Raw genomic sequence first — 24,049 nt, 5'->3', positions numbered from 1 at the left:
CACTGCAGCGCCACGGCGCCGCCCCCTTTTTCTCAGAGCCCACCGCATGCCCCGTCTTCTTCGTTATCTACTCCTGTCGTTATGCGTGGTGCTGCCGAGCGTAGCGCTCGCACGCCCCGCGCAAACACCGGCGCAACAACGCCAGACGCAGGTGGCACAGCTGTTCCAGGCCGCTGCCTCGCAACCTGCGCAGCTGCGCGCCTTGTTGCAGGCCATGCCCAAGGGCGGCGACCTGCACAATCATTTGTCCGGCTCTGTCTATGCCGAGGACTATCTGCAATGGGCCAGTGACGATGGTGCCTGCGTGCAGCTGGACGACCTGAGCCTGCGGGCACCGCCGTGCGGCAAGGGGCAGCAGCCGGCCAGCGGCCTGGCCGCACGCGATGCCGCGTTGTACGGGCGGGTGGTCGATGCGCTGTCGATGCGCAAGTTCGTCCCCAGCCCCGCGCAACCCACCGGGCATGGCCAGTTCTTCGGCACCTTTGGCAAGTTCGACGCGGTGGTGCGCGCGCACATGGCCGACACCGTAGCTGCGGTGCTCGACCAGGCTGCCCGCGACCGTGTGCCGTACGTGGAGATCATCGCCAACCCGCCGCAGATGGACCAGGCCGCCAAGCGCATGCAGGCGCTACCCTGGAACGGCGATGACGATGCCGCGAACCTGCGCGCCCTGCAGGATGCCTTGCCGGCACTGGTGCAGGCCGCGCAACGCGAGCTGGCCGCCACCGACACGCAGGTCCGCCGCGTGCTGCGCTGCGACCAGGCCGATGCCCGTCCCGGCTGCAGGGTCGCCTACCGCTATGTGCCGTATGTGTTGCGCGTGCTGCCGCAGCCGATGGTGTTCGGACAGATGGCACTGGCCCATGCGCTGATCACCGCCGGTGGCAGTCGCGCGGTTGCAGTGAACATCGTCGCCCCCGAAGACAACCCGGTGGCAGTGGCCGATTACGCCCGGCATATGGCGATGTTCCGTTTCTTTGCCGCGCGCTACCCAGGCGTGCCGCTGTCCCTGCATGCCGGTGAACTGACGCTGGGGCTGGTGCCGCCTGCGCACTTGCGCACGCACATCCGCCAGGCGGTGGATGTTGGCGCGCGCCGGATCGGGCACGGCGTGGACCTGCCCTACGAAGACGATGCCCAGGCGCTGCTGCAACAGATGCGCAGCAAGCAGGTGGCGGTAGAGATCAATCTCACCAGCAACGATGTGATTCTTGGCATCAAGGGCGCCGCGCACCCGTTGTCGATGTATCTGCGCGCCGGCGTCCCGGTGGTGCTGTCCACCGACGATGCCGGCGTCTCGCGCGCAGACATGACCCATGAATATCAACGCGCCATGCAGGAGCAAGGCATCGACTACCCAACGCTCAAGCAGCTGGCACGCAATGGCCTGACCTACAGCTTCCTGCCCGGCGCCAGCCTGTGGAATGCGGATGGTGCAGCTGCGCCGGCCTGCGCCACTGCCTTGCAGAGCGAAACCGACGACGCCGCGTGCCAGGCATTTCGCCAGGGCAGCGAGAAGGCACGGCTGCAATGGCAGCTGGACGCCGACCTGGCACAGTACGAACGCATGCTGTTGGGGCAACAACACGCTGGCACATGACAGGTAGGAGCGCGCTCGTGCGCGATGAAGCGTTACCGGCAACGCCATCCGCGCGCAAGCGCGCTCCTACACAGACGACTTCCCGCTCCCTCTCCGCTGCAATGCACTCAACCCACACGACCAACGCGCAATGACTTCCCCACACACCGCCCCATCCAAACGCCGCGTCATTCTCGAAGACGATATCGACGGCTTCACGCCTGCGCAGCTGCTGCTGTTGCAATCGCCCGAGGTCGAGGTGCTGGGCATCAGCGCCGTAAGCGGCAATATCTGGCGCGACGAAGTGCTGGCGCACACCTGCCGGCTGCTGGAACTGGCCGGCCACCCGCAGATTCCGGTGCTGCCCGGCCCGGTGCATCCGCTGCTCAACAGCGAAGCGGCCACCGAACGCTGGGAAGCGCTGTACGGCAAGCTGGTGTGGAAAGGTGCGTGGACCAAGCACTGGGTGGAGGGCGACACCGTGCAAAGTGCACCGCGCTATCACGCGCACGACGTGGTGCCGGACCTGCCGCTGGGCAATCCCGGCGTGGTGCGCCCCAGCGACGAGCCGGCCGCGTTGTTCATGCTGCGCATGGTGCGCCAGTACCCGGGCGAGGTGAGCATCATTGCCACCGGCCCGTTGACCAATCTGGCGCTTGCCCAATCGCTGGACCCGGCGTTTGCCACGCTCGCGCGCGAGCTGGTGTACATGGGCGGCAGCCTCAATCCGCGGCAGCAGCGCAACAGTGTCAGTGCACGGCAGTTCGCTCGCGAATTCGTCAACTCGCCCCGCCGTGAATTCAATATCCGCTGGGACCCGGAGGCCGCCAGCATCGTCATGCGCGCACCGTGGCGCCAGATCACCATGGTGCCGGTCGACCCCTCCACCGCCACCGAGCTGACGCCTGAGTTGCTGGCGCGCATGAGCGCGGCCGACACCACCATTGGGCATGCGTTGCGCCGGCGCGAGCCTGGCTTTCCGATGTGGGATGAACTGGCCACGGCAGTGTGGTTGCAGCCGGCGTTGGCCACGCAGGTGGAGACGCTGTATGTCGACACCAACACCGCCTTCGATGCCGGATATGGCGACATCCTGTCGTGGGCACCGGGCTACCAGCCGGGCCTGGGCGAGCAGGCGCAACGCGTGGTGCATGCGGTGGATGTGCAGGCATTCGAGCAGTTGTTGGTCGACCGCCTCACTGCGCCGCAGCCGCCAGCAGTCGGATTGCCGCTCCCCCTTCTCCCACCGGGAGAAGCTGCCCGAAGGGCGGATGAGGGCACGCCAGCCGGTAAACGGGAGGCCACTTGAGTACGAAAACGAGCCAGCTCAATGAGCAGCCGACACACCTCCACCTCCCGGGGCACCCTCACCGCAATGCCCGCTCCGCGCCCCAGCCCGCGTTTGCGACGCGGGCGCTCCAATGCACGCGCGCCAGTGGCGCGCAGGTCGCGCCTTCTCGCCCCGGCGGGAGTGGGGCCAGACCAGCACCCGCACCACTCCAGCAACCAAAGGTGACCCATGCAACTCCCAGCGCAGTGGCAGGCCGGCGTCGATCGCAATACCGAAGTGCTGCGCGGCCATGCGCAGCTGCTGGCCACCTTCAACGCGCCCGCTACTGCGGCGCGTGATGGCAGCGGCCCACGCGGCCAGATCGCCTCCATCGTCAGCAGCACACGCAGCCAGCCCACGCTGGCCGCGCGGCTGGCAACGCAGACGCTGACGCGCATCAACCAGGTCAACGACTGCCTGTGCGCGATCACCCGCCTGCTGCCGGCGCGCGCCGCCGCCGATGCCACGCGCGTGCAGGCCGCACTGGCCGGGGGCAGCGACGGCGGCGCATTGGCTGGCGTGCCGTTCGTGGTCAAGGATCTGTTCGACGTCGCCGGGCAGGTCACCACCGCCGGTGCTGCGGTTCGCGCGCACTACCCGCCTGCTGCGCGCGATGCAACGGTTGTGCAGCGGCTCAGCGATGCCGGCGCGGTGCTGATCGGTACGGCCAACATGGACGAATTCGCCTACGGCTTTGCCACCGTCAACGCGCACTACGGCACCACTGCCAACCCGCATGACCACCAGCATCTGGCCGGCGGCTCATCGGGCGGCTCGGCCGCGGCAGTGGCCGCCGGGCTGGTGCCGTTCGCGCTCGGCTCGGACACCAATGGCTCCATCCGCGTGCCGGCCGCGCTCTGCGGTGTCTACGGCCTGCGCCCGACGCATGGCGCGCTGCCCCTGGATGGCGTGTTTCCGTTTGTGGATGCATTGGATGTGGTCGGCCCGTTCGCAACCTCGGTGGCCGATCTGCGCGTTGTTTATGAGGTGATGCGCGGGCATGCGCTGCCCTCGGCCACTACCGGCAAGCTGCGCATCGCACGCCTGGGCGGCTGGTTTCAACGCAATCTTGATCCAGACCTCGATGCCGGGCTGGCAGCAGTGCTGGCCGCCTGCAACAGCAGTGCCTCGATCGAACTGCCGGAGGCCGAGCGCGCACGCGCAGCCGCCTTCGTCCTCACCGCTGCCGAAGGCGGACACCGGCACCGCAGCGCACTGGCCACGCACGCCGCGCAATTCGACTCCGCCACGCGCGATCGCCTGCTGGCCGGCCTGCAGCTGCCCGCCAGCGCCGTGGCAGACGCGCACCACTTCGCCCGCTGGTTTGCCGGCGCCATGCACGCGCTATGGGACGATGTGGATGTGCTCATCGCGCCGACCACGCCGTGCGTGGCACCGCGTATCGACCAGGACACCATCCAGATCGACGGCCTGCCGGTATCGGCACGCGCCAATCTAGGCATCTTCACCCAACCGCTGGGGCTGGCCGCCTGCCCGGTGCTGGCCGCACCGTTGCCACGTCCTGGGCGGCTGCCGCTGGGCGTGCAGCTGATTGCCGCGCCCGGCCGCGAAGACCGCCTGTTCGCGCTCGCCGCGCAGCTTGAACGCGATGGCCTGCTCGCCTTCAGCCCGCCGCCGGAGACACGCTGATGCTGCATACCCTGCGCGCGCGCCGCGGCATGGTGGTGGCCCCGCACCACCTCGCAGCGCAGGCCGGGCGCGATGTGTTGCGCAACGGCGGCAATGCCATCGAAGCCGCCGTGGCCACCGCCGCCTGTCTGGCGGTGGTGTACCCGCACATGACCGGCATCGGCGGCGATGGCTTCTGGCTTATCCACGAGCCCGATGGCCGCGTGCACGCCATCGACGCCTGCGGCCGCGCGGCACAGGCGGCAACGCTGGATTTCTACCGGGGCCACAGCAGCATCCCGTGGCGCGGCCCCGGCGCAGCCAATACCGTGGCCGGCACCGTCTCCGGCTGGGCGCTGGCCCTGCACCACGCGGGCGGCAGCTTGCCGCTGCAACGCCTGTTGCAGGAGGCCATCCACCACGCCAGCGACGGCGTACCGGTCACCTTGGGCGGTGCCCAGATCGCTGCCGGCAAGAGCGCCGAACTGCGTGTGCAACCCGGTGCCTACGCCAGCATCTTCGAACCGCACGGCGCGCCCCTGCGCGAAGGCGCGCTGCTGCAGCAACCGCAGCTCGCCCGCACCTTGCAGCGGTTGGCCAATGACGGCCTGGACAGTTTTTACCGCGGTGCGCTCGCGGCAGAGATCGCCGCCGACCTGCAGGCGCTCGGCAGCCCGCTGCATGCAGACGACCTGGCCGCACACACCGCCGACGCCAGCGTGCCGCTCTCCGTCGCCATCCACGGCGCGCGCCTCTACAACCACGCACCGCCCACGCAAGGCCTGGCCTCGCTGCTGATCCTGGCCTTGTTCGATCGCCTGCATGCCGAACACCCCGACAGCTACGCGCATCTGCACGGCCTGATCGAAGCCACCAAACAGGCCTTCCTGATCCGCGATGCGCATGTCGGCGACCCCGCCTGGATGTCGCTCGACCCACAGGCGCTGCTGGACGATGCCGCCGCCCTCGATGCGCTGGCCGCACGCATCGACATGCGCCATGCCCTGCCCTGGCCGCACCCCTCGCAAGCCGGCGACACCGTGTGGTTCGGCGCCATCGACGCGTACGGCCGCGCGGTCAGCTGCATCCAGTCCACCTATTTCGAATTCGGCTCCGGCCTGGTACTGCCGCGCACCGGCATCACCTGGCAAAACCGCGGCTGCAGCTTCCGTCTGGCACCGGGCGGCTGGAACGCCCTGGCCCCCGGCCGCAAACCCTTCCACACCCTCAATCCCGCACTGGCCACCTTCGACGACGGCCGCGTCATGGCCTACGGCACCATGGGCGGCGAAGGCCAGCCACAAACACAGGCCGCCGTGTTCTCGCGCTACGCCCGCTACGGCATGCCGCTGCAACAGGCGATCACCGCACCGCGCTGGCTGCTCGGCCGCACCTGGGGCGAAGCCAGCACCTCGCTGAAGCTGGAAGACCGCTTCGATCCGGCAGTGGTGCAAGCACTCCGCAACGCCGGGCATGCGGTGGAGCTGTTGCCCGCCTATACCTCGGTCATGGGACATGCCGGCGCGCTGGTGCGCGAGGTCGATGGCGTACTCAGTGGGGCAAGTGATCCGCGCTCGGATGGTGCGGTGGCTGGCTGGTGATAGTTGGGTACTTTGAACAAACTTCCTGCAGCAACTTCATGCTAGCGTCACGCTAGTTAGTCAGGGAAGCGCTACACCATGAGACCCACGTTTCGCCGACGGACGCACCATTGGGCATAGACACTAAACAGCAGAGACCCCTGTACACAAAGGGGATGGCCACCCATCACATTGTGGCCTATTGCGACGCGGCTTCCAGGCTGCTGTGAAATTCAGCCTGCTCATTTCGACAAGCTGGACGGTCAAGTGTGCCGATGATTCTAGATGGACTTTCGATATGTCCAAGGGCGCTTGGTGGCTGCAACTCGACAATATTGAATCCCACATCAAAGATTCTCTGGCAGAAGAGAGTTTTGGCGTGTCTGTCGATACGTTCTATTTTGGCTTTGAGCTAACGGATGTTGCGGAAGGATTCAATTTTGAAGCAACCAAGGGTTACATGAGTTACAGACCCAAGCGCAAGTCACTCATCACTGTCGGCCAACTGGACTGGAATGACTTCAAACATCTGACCGCCGCGTTGCAACTGGAACTTTTCAAACAGACACTCCTGGATGCTGTCTCACGCATCGCGCTTGCCAAACGAAAACCCAAGGACTTCGATTTTAGGCGTCTTTATGCCGTCCTACTCGAGAGTATGAGCGCGCTTTCCGTAAAGCATTGCACCGGCCCTCGAGACGAATCGACCTCATCTAACCCAAAACACTTGGTAATCCCCCCGCTTTGAGCGTTCGCCAAAAGTGGAGCTAGGCGGCCATCGCCAATTTCATTGCTGGCGTGATACCGCCGAGCGCCATGTTGGGGCGCTCATGGTTGTACGTCCATAGCCAGCGCGTGGCCTTGTCCTGAACCTGCTCGATGGTGTCGAACAACGTTGTGGCCAGCCAGGCGTAGCGGACGGTGCGGTTGTAACGTTCGACATAGGCATTCTGCTGCGGCTTGCCTGGCTGGATGTGCTCGATCTGAATCCCGCGCTGCTGTGCCCAAGCTAGCAGCGCGCCGCTGATGTACTCCGGGCCGTTGTCGCAGCGAATGGCGTTTGGCTTGCCGCGCCAGTCAATGATCTGTTCCAACGAGCGGATCACCCGGGCCGATGGCAGCGATAAGTCGACCTCGATGCCCAGACCCTCACGGTTGAAGTCATCGAGCACATTGAACAACCGGAAGCTGCGGCCGTCGGCCAGCTGGTCGTGCATGAAATCCATCGACCAGACCTGGTTGATCGTCTCCGGCACCGCCAACGGCTCTGGCCGCTCGCGCACCAGCCGCTTCTTCGGCTTGATCCGCAGGTTCAACTCCAGCTCCCGATAGATGCGGTACACCCGCTTGTGATTCCAGCCAAAGCCCTTCACGTTGCGCAGGTGCAGAAAGCACAGGCCGAACCCCCAATCACGATAGGTTGTGGTCAACCGCACCAGCCAATCGGCAATCCGGGCGTTCTCCTCGCTGGCCTTGGCTTGATAGCGAAAGCAGGTCTCGCTCACCGCAAAGGTCCGGCAGGCATGCCGGATGTTCGTGTGGCCACCATCTACGGCCCATCGGGCCATCTCCCGGCGTTGAGATGGCCTCACCATTTTTTTGCCATCGTCTCCTTCAGCAGGTCGGCGCTGAGCTGGGCATCGGCGTACATCTTCTTCAGGCGCCGGTTCTCGTCCTGCAGCTCCCTGAGCTGGGACATCAGCGATGCGTCCATGCCGCCGAACTTGCTGCGCCACTTGTAGAACGTCGCCGAGCTGATGCCGTGTTCCCGGCACAACTCCGGCACGGGCGTGCCGGCCTCGGCCTGCTTGAGGACGGCAATGATCTGGCTGTCGGTGAAGCGGGATGTCTTCATGGAACCTCCTCGGAAAAGGGTACGAGAAAATTCCACTTCTGGCGTCAGCTAACCTGTGGGGGGATTACCACTTCATTCGGCTAACTGATCAAGACACAAGACTCATGAGAGCTACCTGTGCAATTTCAACCCTGTTCGTTTTGATCGCGGCGCCTGCTACTGCCAGCAGCACCATGTGCACGTTCACTAGCCAAAGCGGAAATCCAGCCAATGACCTTGAGTTTCTTGGCTACGGAAAAATCCAGCAAATTCTGGTTCACCCACCCGGATCGGATGGCGCGAAAAGCTTGCCGAGCGGTTCCTACCACGTCATTGAGTTCGAGGAAAAGACCAGGACAATCAACCTAATTTATCGCAACCCCGGTAATCCACAGCTGCTGCCATCCTTTACTCTCAAGGGAGTTGGCAAAAAGACTTCCATGTGGACCGCAGGCAAGACCATCACTGGCGAATTCAGTTGCGACCACTGATCAAGATTGCTTCGGAATAATCAAAGACGACCTGCTGCTTCTGAAATTGCAATGCGCATGCCGCTTGCGCGCGCAAGAGAGAACTTACCCAGCAGTACAAGCTAGCGCCCTGGAACAATAGTAAGTGCCAAGGCAGCCCGGCCAGGTGAACTTGTCATAGACTCTGCGCATGCTCTCCAAGGCGACGGTGGCGGACTCAACCATGCCCATCACTGGATAGGACGCACTGGCTTTCTTGGGCATGCGCAGCGATGAGCAGGCTCTTCGCCGCACTTAATGTGTACACACCGGTTACATCTTTTACCAAGGAGAGCTGTATGACAGACCAAGAGCAACATCAACCCAGCCTGGAAGACGTCAAGCTGGCGTTCGACGGCCAGAGCGTGGACTGGTATCTGCAGAAGCTGGTCGGTATTGCCAACTCCTCGGATGCGCAGTTCGGCATTACGCTGTTTGTCGATGGCATCATCGTGTCCGGCCAGCTGGTCAGCGGGAAGCAGTATTTCGAGGCATTTGCGCAGGAATTTTCTGCCGCCTACCCCGGCGATGCCGAAGAAAGGGAGGAGATCCGCCGCGCGTTTGCCAGCCACGCCAGCATCTACGACAGCGAGGACGATGCGCAGCAAAGCAGCGCACCGCCGCAGTTCATCCACCTGATCGATGCGCGCTGCTTTTCACCCGCCGGCCAGCCGCTGCCGAGCAACCGTGGCGTACTCTGGCGTGGCAAGGTCAACGCTGTGTCCGGCTTCACCCTGGGATCGCTTTCTGCGGATTAGCGCTGGCTGACGCTGGCGCCATGATGCGTCGCTCGCCCTGGGCTTGCAGGATCGCCGGGCTGCGCCGTCGCAGCGCCCTGTCCAGGATGCGTCCATGCGCCGAAGTCATCGTCACTACGTGGCCGGTGCGGCGTTGCGACCTTCCGCCATGTCTTGCGTCGCAGGCATGGCGGCAGGTTGAGTCCGACCGACAGAGTGAAGTGCGACGCGCGATGACCATCTCTGTGCATCCCCGGACGCACTGCTGATCTTTGTGAGCGAGCAAAATCGCCGCAATTTGTGCGCAACGTCGCGTGGCAAACGAACCTTGAGCGCTAGGCTTGCGACTGCGCCGTCAACGGCTACGTGCAAAGGGGAAGGGACACCGTGGCGACATTCACCGTGGCAATCGATGTACTGGAGACGCCACCGGCCCCGGCATCGGCAACTGGCGTCGGCATCTGCCTTTCCGGTGGCGGCAGCCGTGCCCTGTCGTGTGCGCTGGGGCAGCTACGGGGGCTGCGCTACCTGGGGCTGCTCGACAAGGTCAGCGCGATTTCATCGGTCTCCGGCGGGACCTGGGCCAATGTGTTGTACAGCTACCTGCCGAAGGGCATCAGCGACGATGAATTCCTGGGCCCGGTGGTGCTGGATCCTTCGCAACTCGGCTTGGACGTGCTGGCGCAGATGGCGCCAAACAATCTCGGCCAGGTGCCGTATCGGCTTGGCACGCTGCCGATCCTCAATGAACTGGCCGAGTACCGGCTGAGCAAACGCTACGCCCCATCGGATATGTGGCAAGCGGTCATCGGCAAGCTGGTGCTGAAGGACTACGGTTTGTGGAAGCCCGATGCCACCGGCATCGATCCGCATTATTTCACCGGCACGGCGACGTACCTGGCGCAAGGCCCGCTGCAGCGCAATCCCCAGTTGACCGCAGACGACTTCTACACCTTGCGAGACGGGCGGCCGCTACCGATCTTCAACACCGCCGTCTTCATCAACGATGGCGTGAGCGCGGATCTGCTGCCGTTCGAAGCCAACTGGTTTCTCGGTATCCGCGGGTTCTTCGACCAGCCTGACCAACTCGGTGTCATTGGTGGTGGTCTCATCGAGTCGTTTGCGATGGGCAGCGACTACACCGCCGACCACGGTGCCGGCATGGTCACCGCCCGCGTGCCCCAGCGTGCCTTCAGCCTCAACGACATCGCCGGGTGCAGCAGCATGGCGCCGGCCGAAGACTTCGAAGAGAGGTTTCCCGAGATCAATGGGCTGGTGCCGCGTTACCCGTACTGGCCCGTCGGTGATCGTGATCAATCGACGGAGAGTTACCGCTTCGCCGACGGCGGCAACCTGGAAAACCTGGGCATCATGCCGCTGCTCGCACGTGGCTTCACGCGCCTGCTGGTGTTTGTCAACTCGGACCAAGGGGTGAACATCGATCCGGAATCGGGCGAAACCGTGGTTGCCGACGACCTGCCGCCGCTGTTCGGGCTGCAGCCGTTCTGCGAGAAAACCCGCAGCTACCCGGCGTATGCCAACGAGCAATTGTGCGAGGACGCCAACGGCATGTTCCGGCACAACCAGGTGTTCGATACCACCGCATTCGATGCATTGAAGCAGGGCCTGCTGGCAGCCAAAAAATCCGGCGGCGCGTTACTGGTGCGGCAGCGCTTGCGCGTGCTGGAGAACGACTGGTTCAACGTGCCTGCGCAGCAGTCGGTCGAGATACTGTGGGTGTACAACGATCGGGTGCGTGCATGGTGGAAACAATTGCCGGATGAAACCCAGATCGAGCTGGATCTGCAAAGCGTGGACGATTTCCCCCTCTATGGCACGGTCACCCAGCTGCATCTGTCCTATCCCCTGGTCAACGCGCTGGCGCATCTGAGTTGCTGGAACCTGGCCTCCGACAGCACGGTGGGCAACCCCGATGGGCAAAGCAACGCCGACGTGGTGCGTGGCATGTTTGCGTGATGCGCTTGCGGAAATAGGGCCGCAAGCGCATCACGCACCACGCGGGGCCGGAGCGCGCCGGGCCGGGCAGCATCTGCCGGCAAAGATCACTCCCACCCGCGTTGATGTCAGTGCCGTTGCACATGCCGCACTGCATCGGCAGATCCGCACAAGGCTGGCCAGCACCAGCGCTGTCGCCACGCCTGCAGTGCCCATGCAAGCACCTACGTTACGACGATGTCGTGAGCGTGCGTGACAGGAAATCGTGGAGGTACTGCGCAATCTCCGGCGCATGCGTTTCCAGCGCGAAGTGGCCTGCGTCCAGCAAATGGATTTCGGCGTTCGGCAGGTCGTTGCGATAGGCCTGTGCACCGGCCGGAATGAAGGCAGGATCGTGCTTGCCCCACACTGCCAGAAAGGCTGGCTGATGCTGACGGAAATACGCGTGGAAGGCAGGATAGGCCGCCACATTGCTGCGGTAGTCCAGGATCAGATCGAGCTGGATCTCTTCGGCACCCTCTCGTGCCATGTATGCGATATCCAGCGTGTAGCCATCGGGAGAGAGTTTGCCCGGATCGGCGCCGGTGCCGTACAGCCAGTCGCGAATGGCCTGCGGCGATAAGGAGGCACGGCATGCCTGACGATTGGCGGCGCTCGGCTCGCGCCAGTACGCCTGCCACGCACCCCATTGATCGCTGATGCCCTCCACATAGGCATTGCCGTTCTGGCTGATGATGGCGCTCACCTTGTGCGGGTTTGCAGCAGCCAGGCGAAAGCCGACCGGCGCGCCGTAATCGAACACGTACACGCTGTAGCTGGCGAGTGCCAAGGCTTCAGTGAACCCTTCGATGACGTTGTAGAGGTTCTCGAACGTGTAATCGAACTGCCCGCGCGGTGGCGCCTTGGTATTGCCGAAGCCGGGCAAATCCGGCGCGATCAGGCGATAGTGCTGTGCGAGCAGCGGCATCAGGTCGCGGAACACGTGGCTAGCACTGGGAAACCCGTGCAACAGCAGCAACACCGGCGCATCCTTGCGCCCCGCCTCGCGGTAGAACACTTCGACGTCCCCGACCTGCTGGGTCTTGTAGCTCACACGCGTACTGTGGTCATGAAACATGATGTCTCCTTTTACTGTCTGTGGTTGTCTGGCCGTTGCCACGTTTGGAATGCCAGCGCCCACCGAGGCAGCGGTCACGGCCCATGCGACCAGCAGCCCGGTGGACGCGGGCACTGCCGGGGCGTTGTCGGCAAGGGACGCGGCTGATGGCTCTGATCGAGCGATGGCACAATCAAACGCGGATGAAGTGAGAGCCATGCTAGGCATCGGCGCGCAGCAGCAGAACACCTCGGCAGCGCAATTGACCATTGCGGCGCTCGTAATGCTGCATCGATGACAACACGCGGCGCCCTGGTGCTGCAGGTGGACCGCTACGGCACCAGGACGCTGCTACGCTGTGGTGAACGCCAATTGCCGAGTCTGCGGTGGATCGCATCCAGGAAATGACGCTGTTTGCAGCCCTCGCCGAGCAGGCGAGCTTTGCCGCGGTCGCGCGGCGCCTGGGGATTTCCACCGCCACGGTGACACGTAGCATCGCGCAGCTGGAGCAGCGCCTTGGCGTGCTGCTGGTGGTGCGCAGCACCCGCAACATGCGGCTCACCGATGCCGGACATCAATACGCCAACGATTGCCGGCGCCTGCTGACCGAGCTCGATGAGGTGGAGCGCCGTGCTGCCGGCCTGCACACGCATCCCAGCGGCCTGCTCACGATCACGGCGCCGCACCTGTTTGGTGCCATGCATGTGATGCCGGTGGTAACGCGCTATCTGGCCCGGTACCCGCTGATACGCGTGCGCGCCATCCTGCTCGACCGTGTTGTGCCGATGCTGGACGAAGGCATCGACGTGGCGGTGCGCATCGGTGCGCTGCCCGATTCGTCGTTGACCGCCATCCCGGTCGGCGGCGTACGTCGCATGGTCTGCGCATCACCGCAGTACCTCGATGCGCATGGCATCCCTCAGCATCCGGACGCGTTGCCGCAGCATGCAACCATCTCGATCTCCGCGGCCGAGCGCCCGGCACCGTGGCCGTTTTGCGTGGACGGGCACGCCCACCTGGTCGATGCCGACTCGCGACTCAGCGTCAACGGCTGCAATGGCGCCATCGAGGCCGCCGTGCAGGGCTGGGGACTCACGCAGGTGCCGTCGTACCAGGTCCGCGATCATCTGCGCAGCGGCCAATTGGTCAGCGTGCTCGACGCCTTCGAAGTCGCGCCGGAGCCGGTGCATGTGGTCTACCTCGAAGGACGCCGTGGCTCATCGAAGGTGCGAAGCTTCGTGGACGACTGCGTGGACGCGTTGCGGCAGGAACTGGCACCTCCGAACGATGCCTGATGACGCGCCCGCGCCGTCAGGCCTGAAGACGGTCGCCCGCAGCGGCCACCAGCGACGGCCCAGCAACACGCGGGCACCGGTTGCGGATGGCATCGATCGAGGGATCGACCTGGCAGCATGCCGCCCGGTGTCTGGCTGCATGCCAGGGCGCTGATCGCGACCACCATCACGGCGCATGGCGTCCTGACCCATCCGCGATGCAGCGGCTCTGCCTGGAAGGGCCCTGCCTGTGGACGAGCACGCGCACCTGCAGCGCACGGCCATCACACTTGTTATAGTGTAACGATGTCATCCACCCCGCTATCGCGCCTGTTCCGCAGCCTCGCCGTTCTGGCGACGTTGCTGCTGGTGGTGTTGCCGGTGCTGGGTCATCCACGGCTGACGCAGGCGGCCTCGGCGACGCTCGGGCCATGGCCGGTAGACGCGCGGGTGTTGCCCACGCACGTCTCCGGCACTGGCAGCCCGCACCACGTCACCCGCGTGGCCGATGCCGATGGCGAGGCGGACGTATCGACGCCGGCCCGCAGCGGCGAGCGGTCCGACCAGACCGGTACGGAAGACACCTCCACGTGCGAGGCATGCCAGCTGGCAGCGCGCGCGTTGCTCCTGCTGGCGGCGGCGCTGCTATACCTGCTGCCGGCCGTGCACCGCCGCGTGCTTGCCTGGCCGCCGCACCCGGCCTGGCCCATGACACGCATGCGCGCTGCGCACCCGGTGCGCGGACCGCCGCTGTCGGCGATCGGCTGACGCCTCCTCTCGCCGCGCGCTCGTCGTATCGATCGCGCCGCCATACCTCACGCACGGCCCGGCCATTGCCGGTGCTGTCTGCGTCTTCTCATTCGCTGCAACGGCCTGCGCAAGGCCGCACGGAGTTTTTCGATGTCCACCACGCTTCATCGCCTCACCGCCGCACTGGCGATGGGTCTGACCTGCGCGCAGGGCGCCCATGCCGCCGACGCGCCGCAGGACGACTCGGTGCTGACCCTGGGCAAGGTGCAGGCCACGGCCGTCTCCAACGGCACGCTCGCCGCGCACAGCGTGTTTTCGTCGGTGGACGTGCTGGGCGCCGACCTGCTGCAAAACCAGAAGGTGGATTTCAGCTGGGAGCTGTTCGCGCGCGCACCCGGCGTGCAGGTCACCCAGTTCAAGGTCGGCACCGAAGCCGGGCGGTTCTCGTTCCGCGGCTTCAATGCCGAAGGCCGCGTCAACGCGGTCAAGCTGCTGATCGACGGCGTGCCCGGCAACGACAACCTCGGCGGCATGCCGTACATGGACATGATCTCGCCGCTGGACATCGAGGCGATCGAGATCGTGCGCGGCACCAATGACCCGCGCTACGGGCTCAACGCCATCGCCGGCGACGTCAACGTGGTCACCCGCAGCGGCGGCAACGACGGCACGCTCAGCCTCGCCACCGGCAGCTTCGGCACCTACGACGTGCAGGCCGCCAAGGGGTTCGAGCAGGGCGGCTGGAGCCAGAATTATTTTGTCGGCTGGCGCAGTTCGGAGGGCTATCGCGACCATGCGCTGGCGATCAAGCGCAACTTCGCCGCCAAATGGTTGTACACCGACCCGGACGCCCGCTGGCGCGCCGGCCTGAGCACGCGCTTCTATCACGCCACTGCGCAGGAAGCGGGCTTTCTCACTTTCCAGCAGGCGCAGCAGGCGCCGCGCAGCTCGCCGGCATTTGCCAATACCGACCAGAGCGAGCGTCAGCTGATCCAGACCGTGCTGCATGCCGACGGTACGCTGGGCGAGGACTGGAGCTGGACCGCCAAGACCTACGTCAACCGCTACCAGAACGAGCGCTTCGTGCGCTTTGTCGAACGCAATCCGCAACAGGAGCGCGTGACCAACGAGACCCACCACGGCGTCATTGCCGGCACCACCTGGCGGCCGGAGCTGGCGGGCTTCAGCGAATTTGCGCTGGAAGCCGGCGTGGACGCGCAGTGGCAGGACAACGTGTCGCAACGCTATCGCACCGTGGAGCGCGAGCGGGTGCGCCCATTGCGCGATTGGGATTACAGCCTGGATACCCGCGGCGCCTATCTGCAGTTGGTGATGCGCCCGACCGAGCGGCTGAAGCTGGTGCCGGCATACCGCATCGACCAGGTGCGCGGCAGCTTTCTGGATGCGCTCAGCGGCACGCGGTTTTCCACCTACGACTTCGGCAGCATCCTGCAGCCCAAGTTCAGCGCCGCCTACAGCCTGAGCGATCGCGCCACCGCGTACGCCAACTGGGGCCGCACCTGGCAGATCGGTGGCGGCAACGGCGCCTACCGCACCCAGGCCCGCAACCTGCGCCCCTCGATCAACGACGGCTGGGAGAGCGGCCTGAAGTTCCAGCCCTGGTCCTGGGCCGACGCCCGCTTGGCCTACTGGGAGCAGCGCGCGTCCGGCGAGGTGGCGCGCGTGATCGGCGTCAATGGTGCGGTGGCGGTGGATGAGGTCAGCAATGTCGGCCGCACCCTGCGCCGCGGCTGGGACGCGCAACTCAACCTGCAGCCGAGCGAGCGCTGGCGCGCATGGCTGGCCTACTCGCGGCAGAAGGCGCAGATCGTGGTGGCCGACCCCAGCGCGCCGGACACGCGTGGCAAGGAAGTGGAAAACGTCCCCAACTGGTTGCTCACCGGCGGCGTGGACTACCAGGCCAGCGACCGCCTCAAGTTCAGCCTGTGGGGCAACGGGCAGGGCGACTACTACATCGACCGCGCCAACACGCTGGGGCGTTACGGCGGCTATGTGATCGGCAATGTCAGCGCCACCTGGCAGGTCAACCCGCGCAACGAGCTGTCGCTACAGATCAAGAACGTCACCGACAAGCTGTACGTGTATGGCTTCTTCGACAGCGGCATCTCCGGCTTTACCCCGGCCGACGGGCGTGGCGTGTATGCGGCCTGGAACCTGACGTTCTGACACTGGCCAGGCACCCGGCATCGCAGCCGGGTGCGGGCGGCGTAATGGCCGTTTGGCACACGCGTAAGACGTCGCGTTGGGCGTGGTGACTGCAAGCGCCGCGTCAGTGATTGGCTTTGATTGCCAGGGAAGCGCGCGCCCAGACGGTGCTACCGCCCTGAGCGCCGCGCTCCCAGCAGGCGCGCCTGCAGCAGGTCTCGCCGCTGCGCGTGCGGCGCCGCACGCGCAACGCGGGCGGCGCCGCCCACTCCTGGGGTGCCGGAACACATCCGCATCGCCGCCCTCGGCGGTACCGTCGCGCGGTCGACGGCCGTCGTGGACGATGCCGGGCAATGCGTGTGGCCCATGGCGTCATGCAGCGCGCGCATTGGCCCCGCTTTCGAGCCACCGCGGCCGCGCCGGCCACTGCCGGCCACTTCGCGCGATGGGGCCGACTGCCCACCGACCGCACCCACGCCTGCTGGCGACAGCATCGCCGCGCGTTGCATTTTTTGCAGCGCGAACCGGCGAAAAAACTCTTTGATGGCGACAGCAGCGGCTCCCTATAGTCGAAGCGTCATCCCCTGCCCGCTTCCGGATCGCCGCGCGCGTCCCGCAGCCCCTCTCGGTCCCGTCGATGCCTGCTGTCGTTCCCACCGCCCCGCCCGCCACCGACCCTGCCCGCCCCGGCGGCGCGCGTGCGGTTGCGCGTTGCGACCAGCTGGGTGGTGCGCCCTACAGCGATACGCCCGATGGCCTGTTCCGTGCCTGGCTCAGCCCGGCGCACCGCGCCGCCGTCGCCCAGGTCAGCACGTGGATGCGCGAGGCGGGCATGCAGGTGCGCGTGGACGCGGCGGCCAACCTGGTCGGACGTTACGAGGCCGCGCATCCCGAGGCACCTGCCCTGCTGATCGGCAGCCATCTGGACAGCGTGCGCGATGCCGGCCGCTACGACGGCCCGCTGGGCATCCTGCTCGGCATCGAATGCGTCGCCGCCCTGCACGCACAGGCGCGCCGCCTGCCGTTCGCCATCGAGGTGATCGCGTTCGGCGACGAAGAAGGCTCGCGCTTTCCCGCCTCCATGTTCTGCAGCCGCGCGGTGGCCGGCACGCTGGACCCCGCCGCGCTGGCGGTCAGCGATGCCAGCGGCATCGACGTGGCCGCCGCGCTGGCCGACTGGGGCCTGGATATCGCGCAGATCCGTCATGCCGCCCGTACGCCGGGCAGCGTGCTGGCGTATCTGGAAACCCACATCGAACAAGGCCCGGTGCTGGAAGCAGAAGCACTGCCGGTAGGCATCGTCACCGCCATCGCCGCGCAGCGCCGCTTCGCGCTGCGCTTCGATGGCCGCGCCGGACATGCCGGCACCACCACCATGGCCTTGCGTCGCGATGCCTTGAGCGCGGCGGCCGAGGCACTGCTGGCGATCGAATGCATCGCGCGCGCTGGCAGCAACGATCTGGTCGCCACCGTCGGCAAACTGCAGGTCGCACCCGGCGCCACCAACGTGGTGCCGGGCCGGGTGGACTGCACGCTGGACGTGCGCGCCGGCAGCGATGCCACCCGCGACGCGGCCGTGCGCGAAATCGAACACGCGCTCGCGCAGATCGGCACGCAGCGCGGCATCGCCATCGCCATCGAGCCGCTACAGACACTGGCCGCCAGCCCATGCGCCCCGGCACTGATCACGCGCCTTGAACATGCGGTTGCCGCGCAGGGCATCGCACCGCGGCAACTGGTCTCCGGCGCCGGCCACGATGCGATGACGATGGCCGCGCTATGCCCCACCGCGATGCTGTTCGTGCGCTGCGCCGGCGGCATTAGCCATCATCCGGACGAACACGTCGACCCGGCCGATGCCGACCTCGCCCTGGCGGTCATGCGCCATTTCATCGAACACCTGGGAGATCCCCTTGTCACCTGATCTGCGCCATCTGCACACTTTCGGCGAACTCGATCCCCCGCAGCGGCTGCTGATGGGCCCGGGCCCGGTCAATGCGCATCCGCGCGTGCTGCGCGCGATGGCGGCCGATCTGCTGGGCCAGTTCGATCCGGAAATGACCACCTATATGAACGAGGTGATGGCGCTCTATCGCCCGTTGTTCGGCACCGGGAATCGCTGGACCTTCCTGGTCGATGGCACCGCGCGTGCCGGTATCGAGGCGGCGCTGGTGTCCCTGGTCAGTGCGGGCGACCGCGTGCTGGTGATCAACTTCGGCCGCTTCGGTTTGCTGCTCACCGAAATCCTGCAGCGCCTCGGTGCCGACGTACACAGCGTGGATGCGCCCTGGGGCGAGGTGGTGCCGCTGGACGCCATTGCCGAGGCAATCGCGCGGGTAGCACCCAAACTGGTGGCCACCGTGCACGGCGACACCTCCACCACCATGGCGCAGCCGCTCGACGGGCTGGGCGCATTGTGCCGCGCGGCCGGCGCACTGAGTTACGTGGATGCCACGGCCACCCTCGGCGGCATGGACATCGCCAGCGACCGCTGGGGCGTGGACGTGGTCACCGGCGGCCTGCAGAAATGCCTGGGCGGGCCCTCGGGCTCGGCGCCGATCACCGTGTCCGAGCGTGCCGCGGAGGCCATCTTTGCGCGCCGCCATGTGGAGCGCGGCATCGCGCGCGATGACATCGTCAACGGCAATGGGCCGCGCATCGCCTCCAATTATTTCGACCTGGCCATGATCATGGATTACTGGTCGGACAAGCGCCTCAACCACCACACCGAAGCCACCACCATGCTCTACGGCGCACGCGAATGCGCACGCGTGGCCCTGCAGGAAGGCCTGCCCGCACGCTTTGCCCGCCACGCCGCCGCCGGCCGCGCGGTGAGCGCCGGCGTGCGCGCGATGGGCCTTGCGGTCTTCGGCGACGATGCGCACCGCATGACCAACGTCACCGGCGTGGTGATCCCGCCCGGCATCGACAACGACGCGGTGCGCCGGCGCATGCGCGAGGATTTCGAGATCGAGATCGGCACCGCATTCGGCCCGTTGCAAGGCAAGATCTGGCGCATCGGCGCGATGGGCTACAACGCGATGAAGCACAAGGTACTGATCACCCTGGCCGCATTGGAAGCGGTGCTGCGCGCCGAAGGCTACGCCTGCACCCCCGGCCTGGCCGTGGACGCCGCATTGGCGGCCTGGCATGCGGAGCCGGCGGCGTGAACGCCGCGCGTGCGCTGGTCGGCTATGGCGCCACACCGCCGGCGGCGCAGTGGCCCGGTGGCGCACGCGTCGCCGTGCAGTTCGTCATCAATTACGAAGAGGGCGCAGAAAACTGCGTGCTCAACGGCGATACCGGCTCCGAGGCGTTTCTGTCGGAAATGGTGGGCGCGCAGTCGCAGCCGGGCGCACGCGCCATGGCCATGGAAAGCCTGTACGAATACGGCAGCCGCGCCGGCTTCTGGCGGCTGCACCGGCTGTTCACCGCGCGCGGCGTACCGGTCACGGTGTTTGGCGTGGCCAACGCGTTGGCCAGCAACCCCGAGGCGGTGGCCGCGATGCAGGCCGCAGACTGGGAAATCGCCAGCCACGGGTTGCGCTGGATCGACTACCAGCATGTCGATGAAGCCACCGAGCGCGCGCATATCGCGCAGGCCATCGCACTGCACACACAGGTGACCGGCAGCCGCCCGCTGGGCTGGTACCAGGGCCGCACCAGCCCCAATACCGCGCGTCTGATCGCCGAAGAAGGTGGCTTTGTCTATGACGCCGACAGCTACGCGGACGATGTGCCCTACTACGACGCACGCCATGGCCGCACGCAATTGATCGTGCCGTACACGCTGGATGCCAACGACATGAAATTCGTCGCCTACAACGGCTTTGCCGATGGCGAGCCGTTCTTCCGCTATCTGCGCGACGGCTTCGAACAATTGCGCAGCGAGGGCGGGCGCATGCTCTCGGTCGGCCTGCACGGCCGTATCGTCGGCAAGCCGGCACGCGCGGCAGCCCTGGCGCGCTTTGTCGATCACGTGCTGGCCAGTGGCGACGCCTGGGTGGCGCGCCGCATCGATATCGCGCGCCACTGGTTGCAGGTGCACCCGGCATGAGCATTGCCGTGTCCGAGATCGATCTGCCCGAGGTGATCGCGCAAGTGACCGCGGCCTTCCACGCCTACGAGGACGCCCTGATGCGCGACGACATCACGGCGATGGATGCGCTGTTCCATGCAGCGCCCAGCACGGTGCGCTACGGCGTGGGCGAGGTGTTGTACGGCATCGAGGCGATCCGCGCGTTCCGCATCGGCCGTGGTGGCTCGCCGCAACGCCAGCTCGTGCATGTGCAGGTACACGGCTTCGGCCACGACTTCGCCACCACGCATGCAGAATTCATCCGTGAGGGCAGCAGTGCACGCGGGCGGCAAAGCCAGAGCTGGGTGCGCTTTGCCGATGGCTGGAAGGTGGTGGCCGCGCATGTCTCGCTGCAAGGCACGCACGCATGAGCGTGGTGGACGACGGCGTGCTGGACGATGCCGCCTTCGTGGCGCGCTACCGCGAGTTGTTCGAGCATTCGCCCTGGGTGGTCGAACGCGCCGCACGGCGGCGTCCGTTCGCCGATGTGTATCGCGGGCTGATGCAGGTGGTGCTGGATGCGTCGCCGGAGGACCAGGTGGCGCTGATTCGCGCGCACCCCGAACTGGCCGGCAAGGCGGCGATCGACCGCACGCTCACTGCCGCATCGGCCGCAGAGCAGGCCTCGGCCGGGCTGGACCGTCTCAGCGAAGACGAGTTCAAGCGCTTCCACGCGCTCAATCAGGCCTATCGCCACCGCTTCGGTTTCCCGTTCGTGATCTGCGTGCGGCTGCACGACAAGGCCGGCATCCTGGCTGCGCTGGAGCGGCGGCTGGACGCATCGCGCAACGCAGAGATCGCCACCGCCATTGCCGAGATCGGCAAGATCGTGCACCTGCGCCTGGAGGCATTGCCATGAGCCTGGCTCAACTCGAACGCGAGCTCGCCCGCGACCTGCAGCGTCTTGCCCACGGCGGCGACGCCTGGGTGGCACCGCGCGTGCATCCAGCCGGGCATGTCTTTGATGTGGTGATCGTCGGCGCCGGCCAGAGCGGCCTGGGCGCGGCGTTCGCGCTGCAACGCGAGCGCGTGCACAACGTGCTGGTGATCGACGAAAACCCGGCGGGGCAGGAAGGCCCGTGGGTCACCTACGCGCGCATGCAGACCCTGCGCACGCCCAAGCACATCACCTCGATCGACCTGGGCGTGCCGTCGCTCACCTTCCGCGCCTGGTGGGAGGCGCAGCACGGCAGCGCCGCATGGGACGCGCTGGACAAGATTCCACGCGGCCGCTGGATGGACTACCTGCGCTGGTACCGCGCGGTGCTACGCCTGCCGGTGCGCAATGCCACGCAACTGGCGCGTGTCGAACCGGACGTCGCCCCCGGCATCCATCGCCTGCATCTGGCGATGGGCGCGCCACTGCTGACGCGCAAGCTGATCCTGGCCACCGGCATCCAGGGCGGCGGCCAGTGGATGGTGCCGGACTGGATCAGCCGCGCCCTGCCCGCACAGCGCTACGCGCATACCTCCAGCCACATCGATTTCGCCGCACTGGCCGGCAAGCGCGTGGGCATCCTGGGTGGCGGTGCCTCGGCCTTCGACAATGCGTGTTTCGCGCTGGATCAAGGCGTCGCCAGCGCCGAGGTATTCGTGCGCCGCAGCGAATTGCCGCGCATCAATCCGTTCCGCCACATGGAACAGGCCGGCATCATCCCGCGCTTTCTGACGCTGCCGGACGCGGACAAGTACCGCATGACGGCCAGCTTTTTCGCGCACAACCAACCGCCCACCAACGACACCTTCCAGCGCGCCTGCGCGCACGCCGGCTTCGCACTGCATCTGGGTGCCCCGTGGCTGGAGGTGGCCGAGCGCGATGGCGAGATTGTGGTGCGCACGCCGCAGGGCGAACACCGCTTCGATTTTCTGGCGGTGGCCACCGGCCTGGTCACCGACCCGCAGCTGCGCCCCGAGCTGGCCGCGCTGTCCGGGCGCATCGCCTGCTGGGGCGACCGCTATCAGCCACCGCCGGGCCAGGCCAACCCGGTGTTGGACGCGCACCCCTACCTGGGGCCCGGCTTCGAACTGCTGCCACGCACGCCCGACGACGCCGCGCTGCTGCACGGGCTGTTCGCCTTCAACTATTCGGCGCTGATCAACCACGGCCCCTCGGCCGCGGCATTGTCCGGGCTCAAGGTCGCCCTGCCGCGGCTGGCCCGCGCGGTGGCCGACCAGCTGTTTCTGGACGACCGCCAGGCCATCGTCGAGACCTATCTGGCCTATGACCAACCCGAGTTCGTCGGCCAATGGCCGCAACCCACCCAGGCGGTGGCATGAGCACGCTGTCCACGCATGTGCTGGACACCGCCAGCGGCCGCCCCGCTTCCGGCCTGCCGCTGCGCCTGTTCGCAGGCGATACGTTGCACTTCGACGGTGTCACCAACCAGGACGGGCGCTGCCCGGAACTGGCCGCCCTCACGCTGCCGCCCGGCCGCTATCGGCTGGAATTCGAGGTCGCCATCTATTGGCGTGCGGCCGGCGTCGCCCTGACCGACCCGCCGTTCCTGGAGCAGGTGCCCATCGCTTTCGGCATTGCCAACGACGGCCACTACCACGTGCCGCTGCTGGTCTCGCCGTACGGATATTCCACTTATCGCGGCAGCTGAAAGCCGCTGGCGCGAGAGCTGGGGCGACTGCCACAGCGAACCAGGCTCACCGGTCCCGGCGACAGCCTCATCCCGGCGCAGAACGACAGACCGCCCCGCGTCGCTGCCTGCCTGGTACGCGCACGCTGCCTCAGGCACCGTGGATCACGGCAGAGCATTCGACTGGCGCCACTGCGATCTGTGCATCCACCTGACATCTGCTTGCAACATCTTGGCAGCCTATGCGGCAATGGCGTCGCAACCGTTCGGCGCGACACACGCCGCGTTCCGCCACGGCCCCGTAGAATGACGCCTTTCCGGCGACAGGCCGGGGCACCGGAACGGTCATGATCCACAACGATGTACTGCGCAGCATCCGCTACATGCTCGATCTCAGCGACGACAAGGTGGTGGAGATCACCCACCTGGCCGACCCCGGGTTCGCGCTCGACAAGCCGCAGGTACAGGCCTGGCTGAAGAAGGAAGACGAGCCCGGTTTCGAGCCCTGCACCGATGCGATGCTGGCGCGTTTTCTCGACGGCCTGGTGCTGCGCTTCCGCGGTCGCGACGAGACCCAGCCGGCACGCCCGCTGGAAACCCGCGTCGGCAACAACCTGGTGTTGAAGAAGCTGCGCGTGGCCTTCGAACTGAAGGACGTCGACATGCACGCCATCTTCGCCAGCGCCGGCTTCCCGCTGTCCAAGCCGGAACTCTCCGCACTGTTCCGCCAGCCCGGCCACAAGAATTTCCGCCCCTGCGGCGACCAACTGCTGCGCGCCTTCCTCAAGGGCCTGACCGCCCGGGTCCGCGAAGCCGGTTGAACGTCACCACCGCCCCAAAGCGCCGCTCTTCGTAGGAGCGCTCGCGCGACGCGAGCGCGATCAACCGCCGCACACGTGCTTCAGCAGGCGCCAGGCCGGCAGGTGCAGATGCGCCAGGCACCCCC

At 66.3% G+C, this 24,049-nt stretch carries 21 protein-coding genes; 19 read left to right on the top strand and 2 right to left on the bottom strand.

What is annotated here, in order from left to right; genetic code table 11:
* The first annotated feature begins 46 nt into the window (after positions 1–46).
* The 5 genes from ACCQ12_RS01645 to ACCQ12_RS01625 all read left to right on the top strand — a co-directional run bounded on the left by ACCQ12_RS01645 (position 47) and on the right by ACCQ12_RS01625 (position 6,866).
* Positions 47–1,600 (top strand): adenosine deaminase family protein, encoded by a 1,554-nt coding sequence (locus tag ACCQ12_RS01645; RefSeq protein ID WP_372382783.1) that lies wholly within the window; start codon positions 47–49, stop codon positions 1,598–1,600.
* A 130-nt stretch (positions 1,601–1,730) separates the two neighbouring features.
* The gene (locus ACCQ12_RS01640; protein ID WP_184368862.1) at positions 1,731–2,888 is read left to right on the top strand and encodes a nucleoside hydrolase; all 1,158 of its coding nucleotides are present in this window, start codon (positions 1,731–1,733) and stop codon (positions 2,886–2,888) included.
* Between the two features lie 210 nt (positions 2,889–3,098).
* Positions 3,099–4,559 (top strand): AtzE family amidohydrolase, encoded by a 1,461-nt coding sequence (locus tag ACCQ12_RS01635; protein WP_184368859.1) that lies wholly within the window; start codon positions 3,099–3,101, stop codon positions 4,557–4,559.
* Positions 4,559–6,139 carry a gamma-glutamyltransferase gene (gene ggt, locus ACCQ12_RS01630; protein WP_372382782.1) on the top strand — a complete coding sequence of 527 codons (1,581 nt, stop codon included), beginning with the start codon at positions 4,559–4,561 and terminating at the stop codon, positions 6,137–6,139. Before ACCQ12_RS01635 ends, ggt begins: the two co-directional genes overlap by 1 nt.
* 277 nt (positions 6,140–6,416) lie before the next feature.
* Positions 6,417–6,866, top strand: coding sequence for an Imm44 family immunity protein (locus ACCQ12_RS01625; protein WP_372382781.1), 450 nt, complete (start codon positions 6,417–6,419; stop codon positions 6,864–6,866).
* A 19-nt stretch (positions 6,867–6,885) separates the two neighbouring features.
* Here ACCQ12_RS01625 and ACCQ12_RS01620 read toward each other — a convergent pair.
* Positions 6,886–7,973 (bottom strand): IS3-like element ISXcd1 family transposase gene (locus ACCQ12_RS01620; protein ID WP_372382780.1). Its coding sequence is split into 2 segments (ribosomal slippage): positions 6,886–7,721 and positions 7,721–7,973, totalling 1,089 coding nucleotides; the frame shifts between segments, so codons are not numbered across the junction.
* On the opposite strand from ACCQ12_RS01620, the gene ACCQ12_RS01615 reads away from it, so the two are divergent.
* The 3 genes from ACCQ12_RS01615 to ACCQ12_RS01605 all read left to right on the top strand — a co-directional run bounded on the left by ACCQ12_RS01615 (position 7,964) and on the right by ACCQ12_RS01605 (position 11,175).
* A complete protein-coding gene (locus tag ACCQ12_RS01615) occupies positions 7,964–8,443 on the top strand; it encodes a hypothetical protein (RefSeq protein ID WP_372382779.1) in 480 nt (159 codons plus the stop codon). The genes ACCQ12_RS01620 and ACCQ12_RS01615 overlap by 10 nt on opposite strands.
* A gap of 317 nt (positions 8,444–8,760) precedes the next feature.
* Positions 8,761–9,219, top strand: a complete 459-nt coding sequence (gene gvpU / locus ACCQ12_RS01610) for a gas vesicle accessory protein GvpU (protein ID WP_039411978.1) — start codon at positions 8,761–8,763, stop codon at positions 9,217–9,219.
* Positions 9,220–9,585: 366 nt separating this feature from the next.
* A complete protein-coding gene (locus ACCQ12_RS01605) occupies positions 9,586–11,175 on the top strand; it encodes a hypothetical protein (RefSeq protein ID WP_372382778.1) in 1,590 nt (529 codons plus the stop codon).
* Positions 11,176–11,383: 208 nt separating this feature from the next.
* Here ACCQ12_RS01605 and ACCQ12_RS01600 read toward each other — a convergent pair whose 3' ends face one another.
* Complete coding sequence (locus ACCQ12_RS01600) at positions 11,384–12,271, bottom strand: alpha/beta fold hydrolase (protein ID WP_123137577.1); 888 nt, start codon at positions 12,269–12,271, stop codon at positions 11,384–11,386.
* Positions 12,272–12,654: 383 nt separating this feature from the next.
* Between ACCQ12_RS01600 and ACCQ12_RS01595 the strand changes: the two genes are divergently transcribed.
* From ACCQ12_RS01595 to ACCQ12_RS01545, 11 genes are all read left to right on the top strand, one after another.
* Positions 12,655–13,545: a LysR family transcriptional regulator gene (locus ACCQ12_RS01595; protein WP_179453427.1), complete on the top strand. Its 891-nt coding sequence runs from the start codon at positions 12,655–12,657 to the stop codon at positions 13,543–13,545.
* Between the two features lie 285 nt (positions 13,546–13,830).
* Entirely contained in the window at positions 13,831–14,292 is a 462-nt protein-coding gene (locus ACCQ12_RS01590; RefSeq protein ID WP_372382777.1) for a hypothetical protein, read from the top strand.
* Between the two features lie 171 nt (positions 14,293–14,463).
* Positions 14,464–16,461, top strand: coding sequence for a TonB-dependent receptor (locus tag ACCQ12_RS01585; protein ID WP_372383530.1), 1,998 nt, complete (start codon positions 14,464–14,466; stop codon positions 16,459–16,461).
* A gap of 616 nt (positions 16,462–17,077) precedes the next feature.
* Positions 17,078–18,364 carry an allantoate amidohydrolase gene (locus ACCQ12_RS01580; protein ID WP_372382776.1) on the top strand — a complete coding sequence of 429 codons (1,287 nt, stop codon included), beginning with the start codon at positions 17,078–17,080 and terminating at the stop codon, positions 18,362–18,364.
* Positions 18,354–19,610 carry a pyridoxal-phosphate-dependent aminotransferase family protein gene (locus tag ACCQ12_RS01575; RefSeq protein WP_228334618.1) on the top strand — a complete coding sequence of 419 codons (1,257 nt, stop codon included), beginning with the start codon at positions 18,354–18,356 and terminating at the stop codon, positions 19,608–19,610. Before ACCQ12_RS01580 ends, ACCQ12_RS01575 begins: the two co-directional genes overlap by 11 nt.
* Complete coding sequence (gene puuE, locus ACCQ12_RS01570; protein WP_104580183.1) at positions 19,607–20,497, top strand: allantoinase PuuE; 891 nt, start codon at positions 19,607–19,609, stop codon at positions 20,495–20,497. Before ACCQ12_RS01575 ends, puuE begins: the two co-directional genes overlap by 4 nt.
* Positions 20,494–20,889 (top strand): oxalurate catabolism protein HpxZ, encoded by a 396-nt coding sequence (gene hpxZ, locus ACCQ12_RS01565; RefSeq protein WP_166749792.1) that lies wholly within the window; start codon positions 20,494–20,496, stop codon positions 20,887–20,889. The genes puuE and hpxZ overlap by 4 nt, the downstream gene beginning before the upstream one ends.
* Positions 20,886–21,377, top strand: a complete 492-nt coding sequence (gene uraD, locus ACCQ12_RS01560; protein WP_166743561.1) for a 2-oxo-4-hydroxy-4-carboxy-5-ureidoimidazoline decarboxylase — start codon at positions 20,886–20,888, stop codon at positions 21,375–21,377. Before hpxZ ends, uraD begins: the two co-directional genes overlap by 4 nt.
* On the top strand, positions 21,374–22,795 hold the full coding sequence (gene hpyO, locus ACCQ12_RS01555) for an FAD-dependent urate hydroxylase HpyO (protein ID WP_372382775.1): 1,422 nt from the start codon (positions 21,374–21,376) through the stop codon (positions 22,793–22,795). The genes uraD and hpyO overlap by 4 nt, the downstream gene beginning before the upstream one ends.
* On the top strand, positions 22,765–23,124 hold the full coding sequence (gene uraH, locus ACCQ12_RS01550) for a hydroxyisourate hydrolase (RefSeq protein WP_081422395.1): 360 nt from the start codon (positions 22,765–22,767) through the stop codon (positions 23,122–23,124). Before hpyO ends, uraH begins: the two co-directional genes overlap by 31 nt.
* A gap of 326 nt (positions 23,125–23,450) precedes the next feature.
* The gene (locus ACCQ12_RS01545; RefSeq protein ID WP_166749796.1) at positions 23,451–23,924 is read left to right on the top strand and encodes a YehS family protein; all 474 of its coding nucleotides are present in this window, start codon (positions 23,451–23,453) and stop codon (positions 23,922–23,924) included.
* The last annotated feature ends 125 nt before the right edge of the window (positions 23,925–24,049 follow it).

The sequence above is a fragment of the Xanthomonas sp. NCPPB 1068 genome, from assembly GCF_041479385.2.
GTDB lineage: Bacteria > Pseudomonadota > Gammaproteobacteria > Xanthomonadales > Xanthomonadaceae > Xanthomonas > Xanthomonas cannabis.
This window is presented reverse-complemented; position numbering and strand designations above follow the sequence as displayed.

Coding starts and splice junctions, on each gene's coding strand:
- ACCQ12_RS01645 (WP_372382783.1), top strand. CDS start 47: ATGCCCCGTCTTCTTCGTTATCTACTCCTGTCGTTATGCGTGGTGCTG.
- ACCQ12_RS01640 (WP_184368862.1), top strand. CDS start 1,731: ATGACTTCCCCACACACCGCCCCATCCAAACGCCGCGTCATTCTCGAA.
- ACCQ12_RS01635 (WP_184368859.1), top strand. CDS start 3,099: ATGCAACTCCCAGCGCAGTGGCAGGCCGGCGTCGATCGCAATACCGAA.
- ggt (WP_372382782.1), top strand. CDS start 4,559: ATGCTGCATACCCTGCGCGCGCGCCGCGGCATGGTGGTGGCCCCGCAC.
- ACCQ12_RS01625 (WP_372382781.1), top strand. CDS start 6,417: ATGTCCAAGGGCGCTTGGTGGCTGCAACTCGACAATATTGAATCCCAC.
- ACCQ12_RS01615 (WP_372382779.1), top strand. CDS start 7,964: ATGTCTTCATGGAACCTCCTCGGAAAAGGGTACGAGAAAATTCCACTT.
- gvpU (WP_039411978.1), top strand. CDS start 8,761: ATGACAGACCAAGAGCAACATCAACCCAGCCTGGAAGACGTCAAGCTG.
- ACCQ12_RS01600 (WP_123137577.1), bottom strand. CDS start 12,271: ATGTTTCATGACCACAGTACGCGTGTGAGCTACAAGACCCAGCAGGTC.
- ACCQ12_RS01595 (WP_179453427.1), top strand. CDS start 12,655: ATGACGCTGTTTGCAGCCCTCGCCGAGCAGGCGAGCTTTGCCGCGGTC.
- ACCQ12_RS01590 (WP_372382777.1), top strand. CDS start 13,831: ATGTCATCCACCCCGCTATCGCGCCTGTTCCGCAGCCTCGCCGTTCTG.
- ACCQ12_RS01585 (WP_372383530.1), top strand. CDS start 14,464: ATGGGTCTGACCTGCGCGCAGGGCGCCCATGCCGCCGACGCGCCGCAG.
- ACCQ12_RS01580 (WP_372382776.1), top strand. CDS start 17,078: ATGCCTGCTGTCGTTCCCACCGCCCCGCCCGCCACCGACCCTGCCCGC.
- hpxZ (WP_166749792.1), top strand. CDS start 20,494: ATGAGCATTGCCGTGTCCGAGATCGATCTGCCCGAGGTGATCGCGCAA.
- uraD (WP_166743561.1), top strand. CDS start 20,886: ATGAGCGTGGTGGACGACGGCGTGCTGGACGATGCCGCCTTCGTGGCG.
- hpyO (WP_372382775.1), top strand. CDS start 21,374: ATGAGCCTGGCTCAACTCGAACGCGAGCTCGCCCGCGACCTGCAGCGT.
- uraH (WP_081422395.1), top strand. CDS start 22,765: ATGGCCGCAACCCACCCAGGCGGTGGCATGAGCACGCTGTCCACGCAT.
- ACCQ12_RS01545 (WP_166749796.1), top strand. CDS start 23,451: ATGATCCACAACGATGTACTGCGCAGCATCCGCTACATGCTCGATCTC.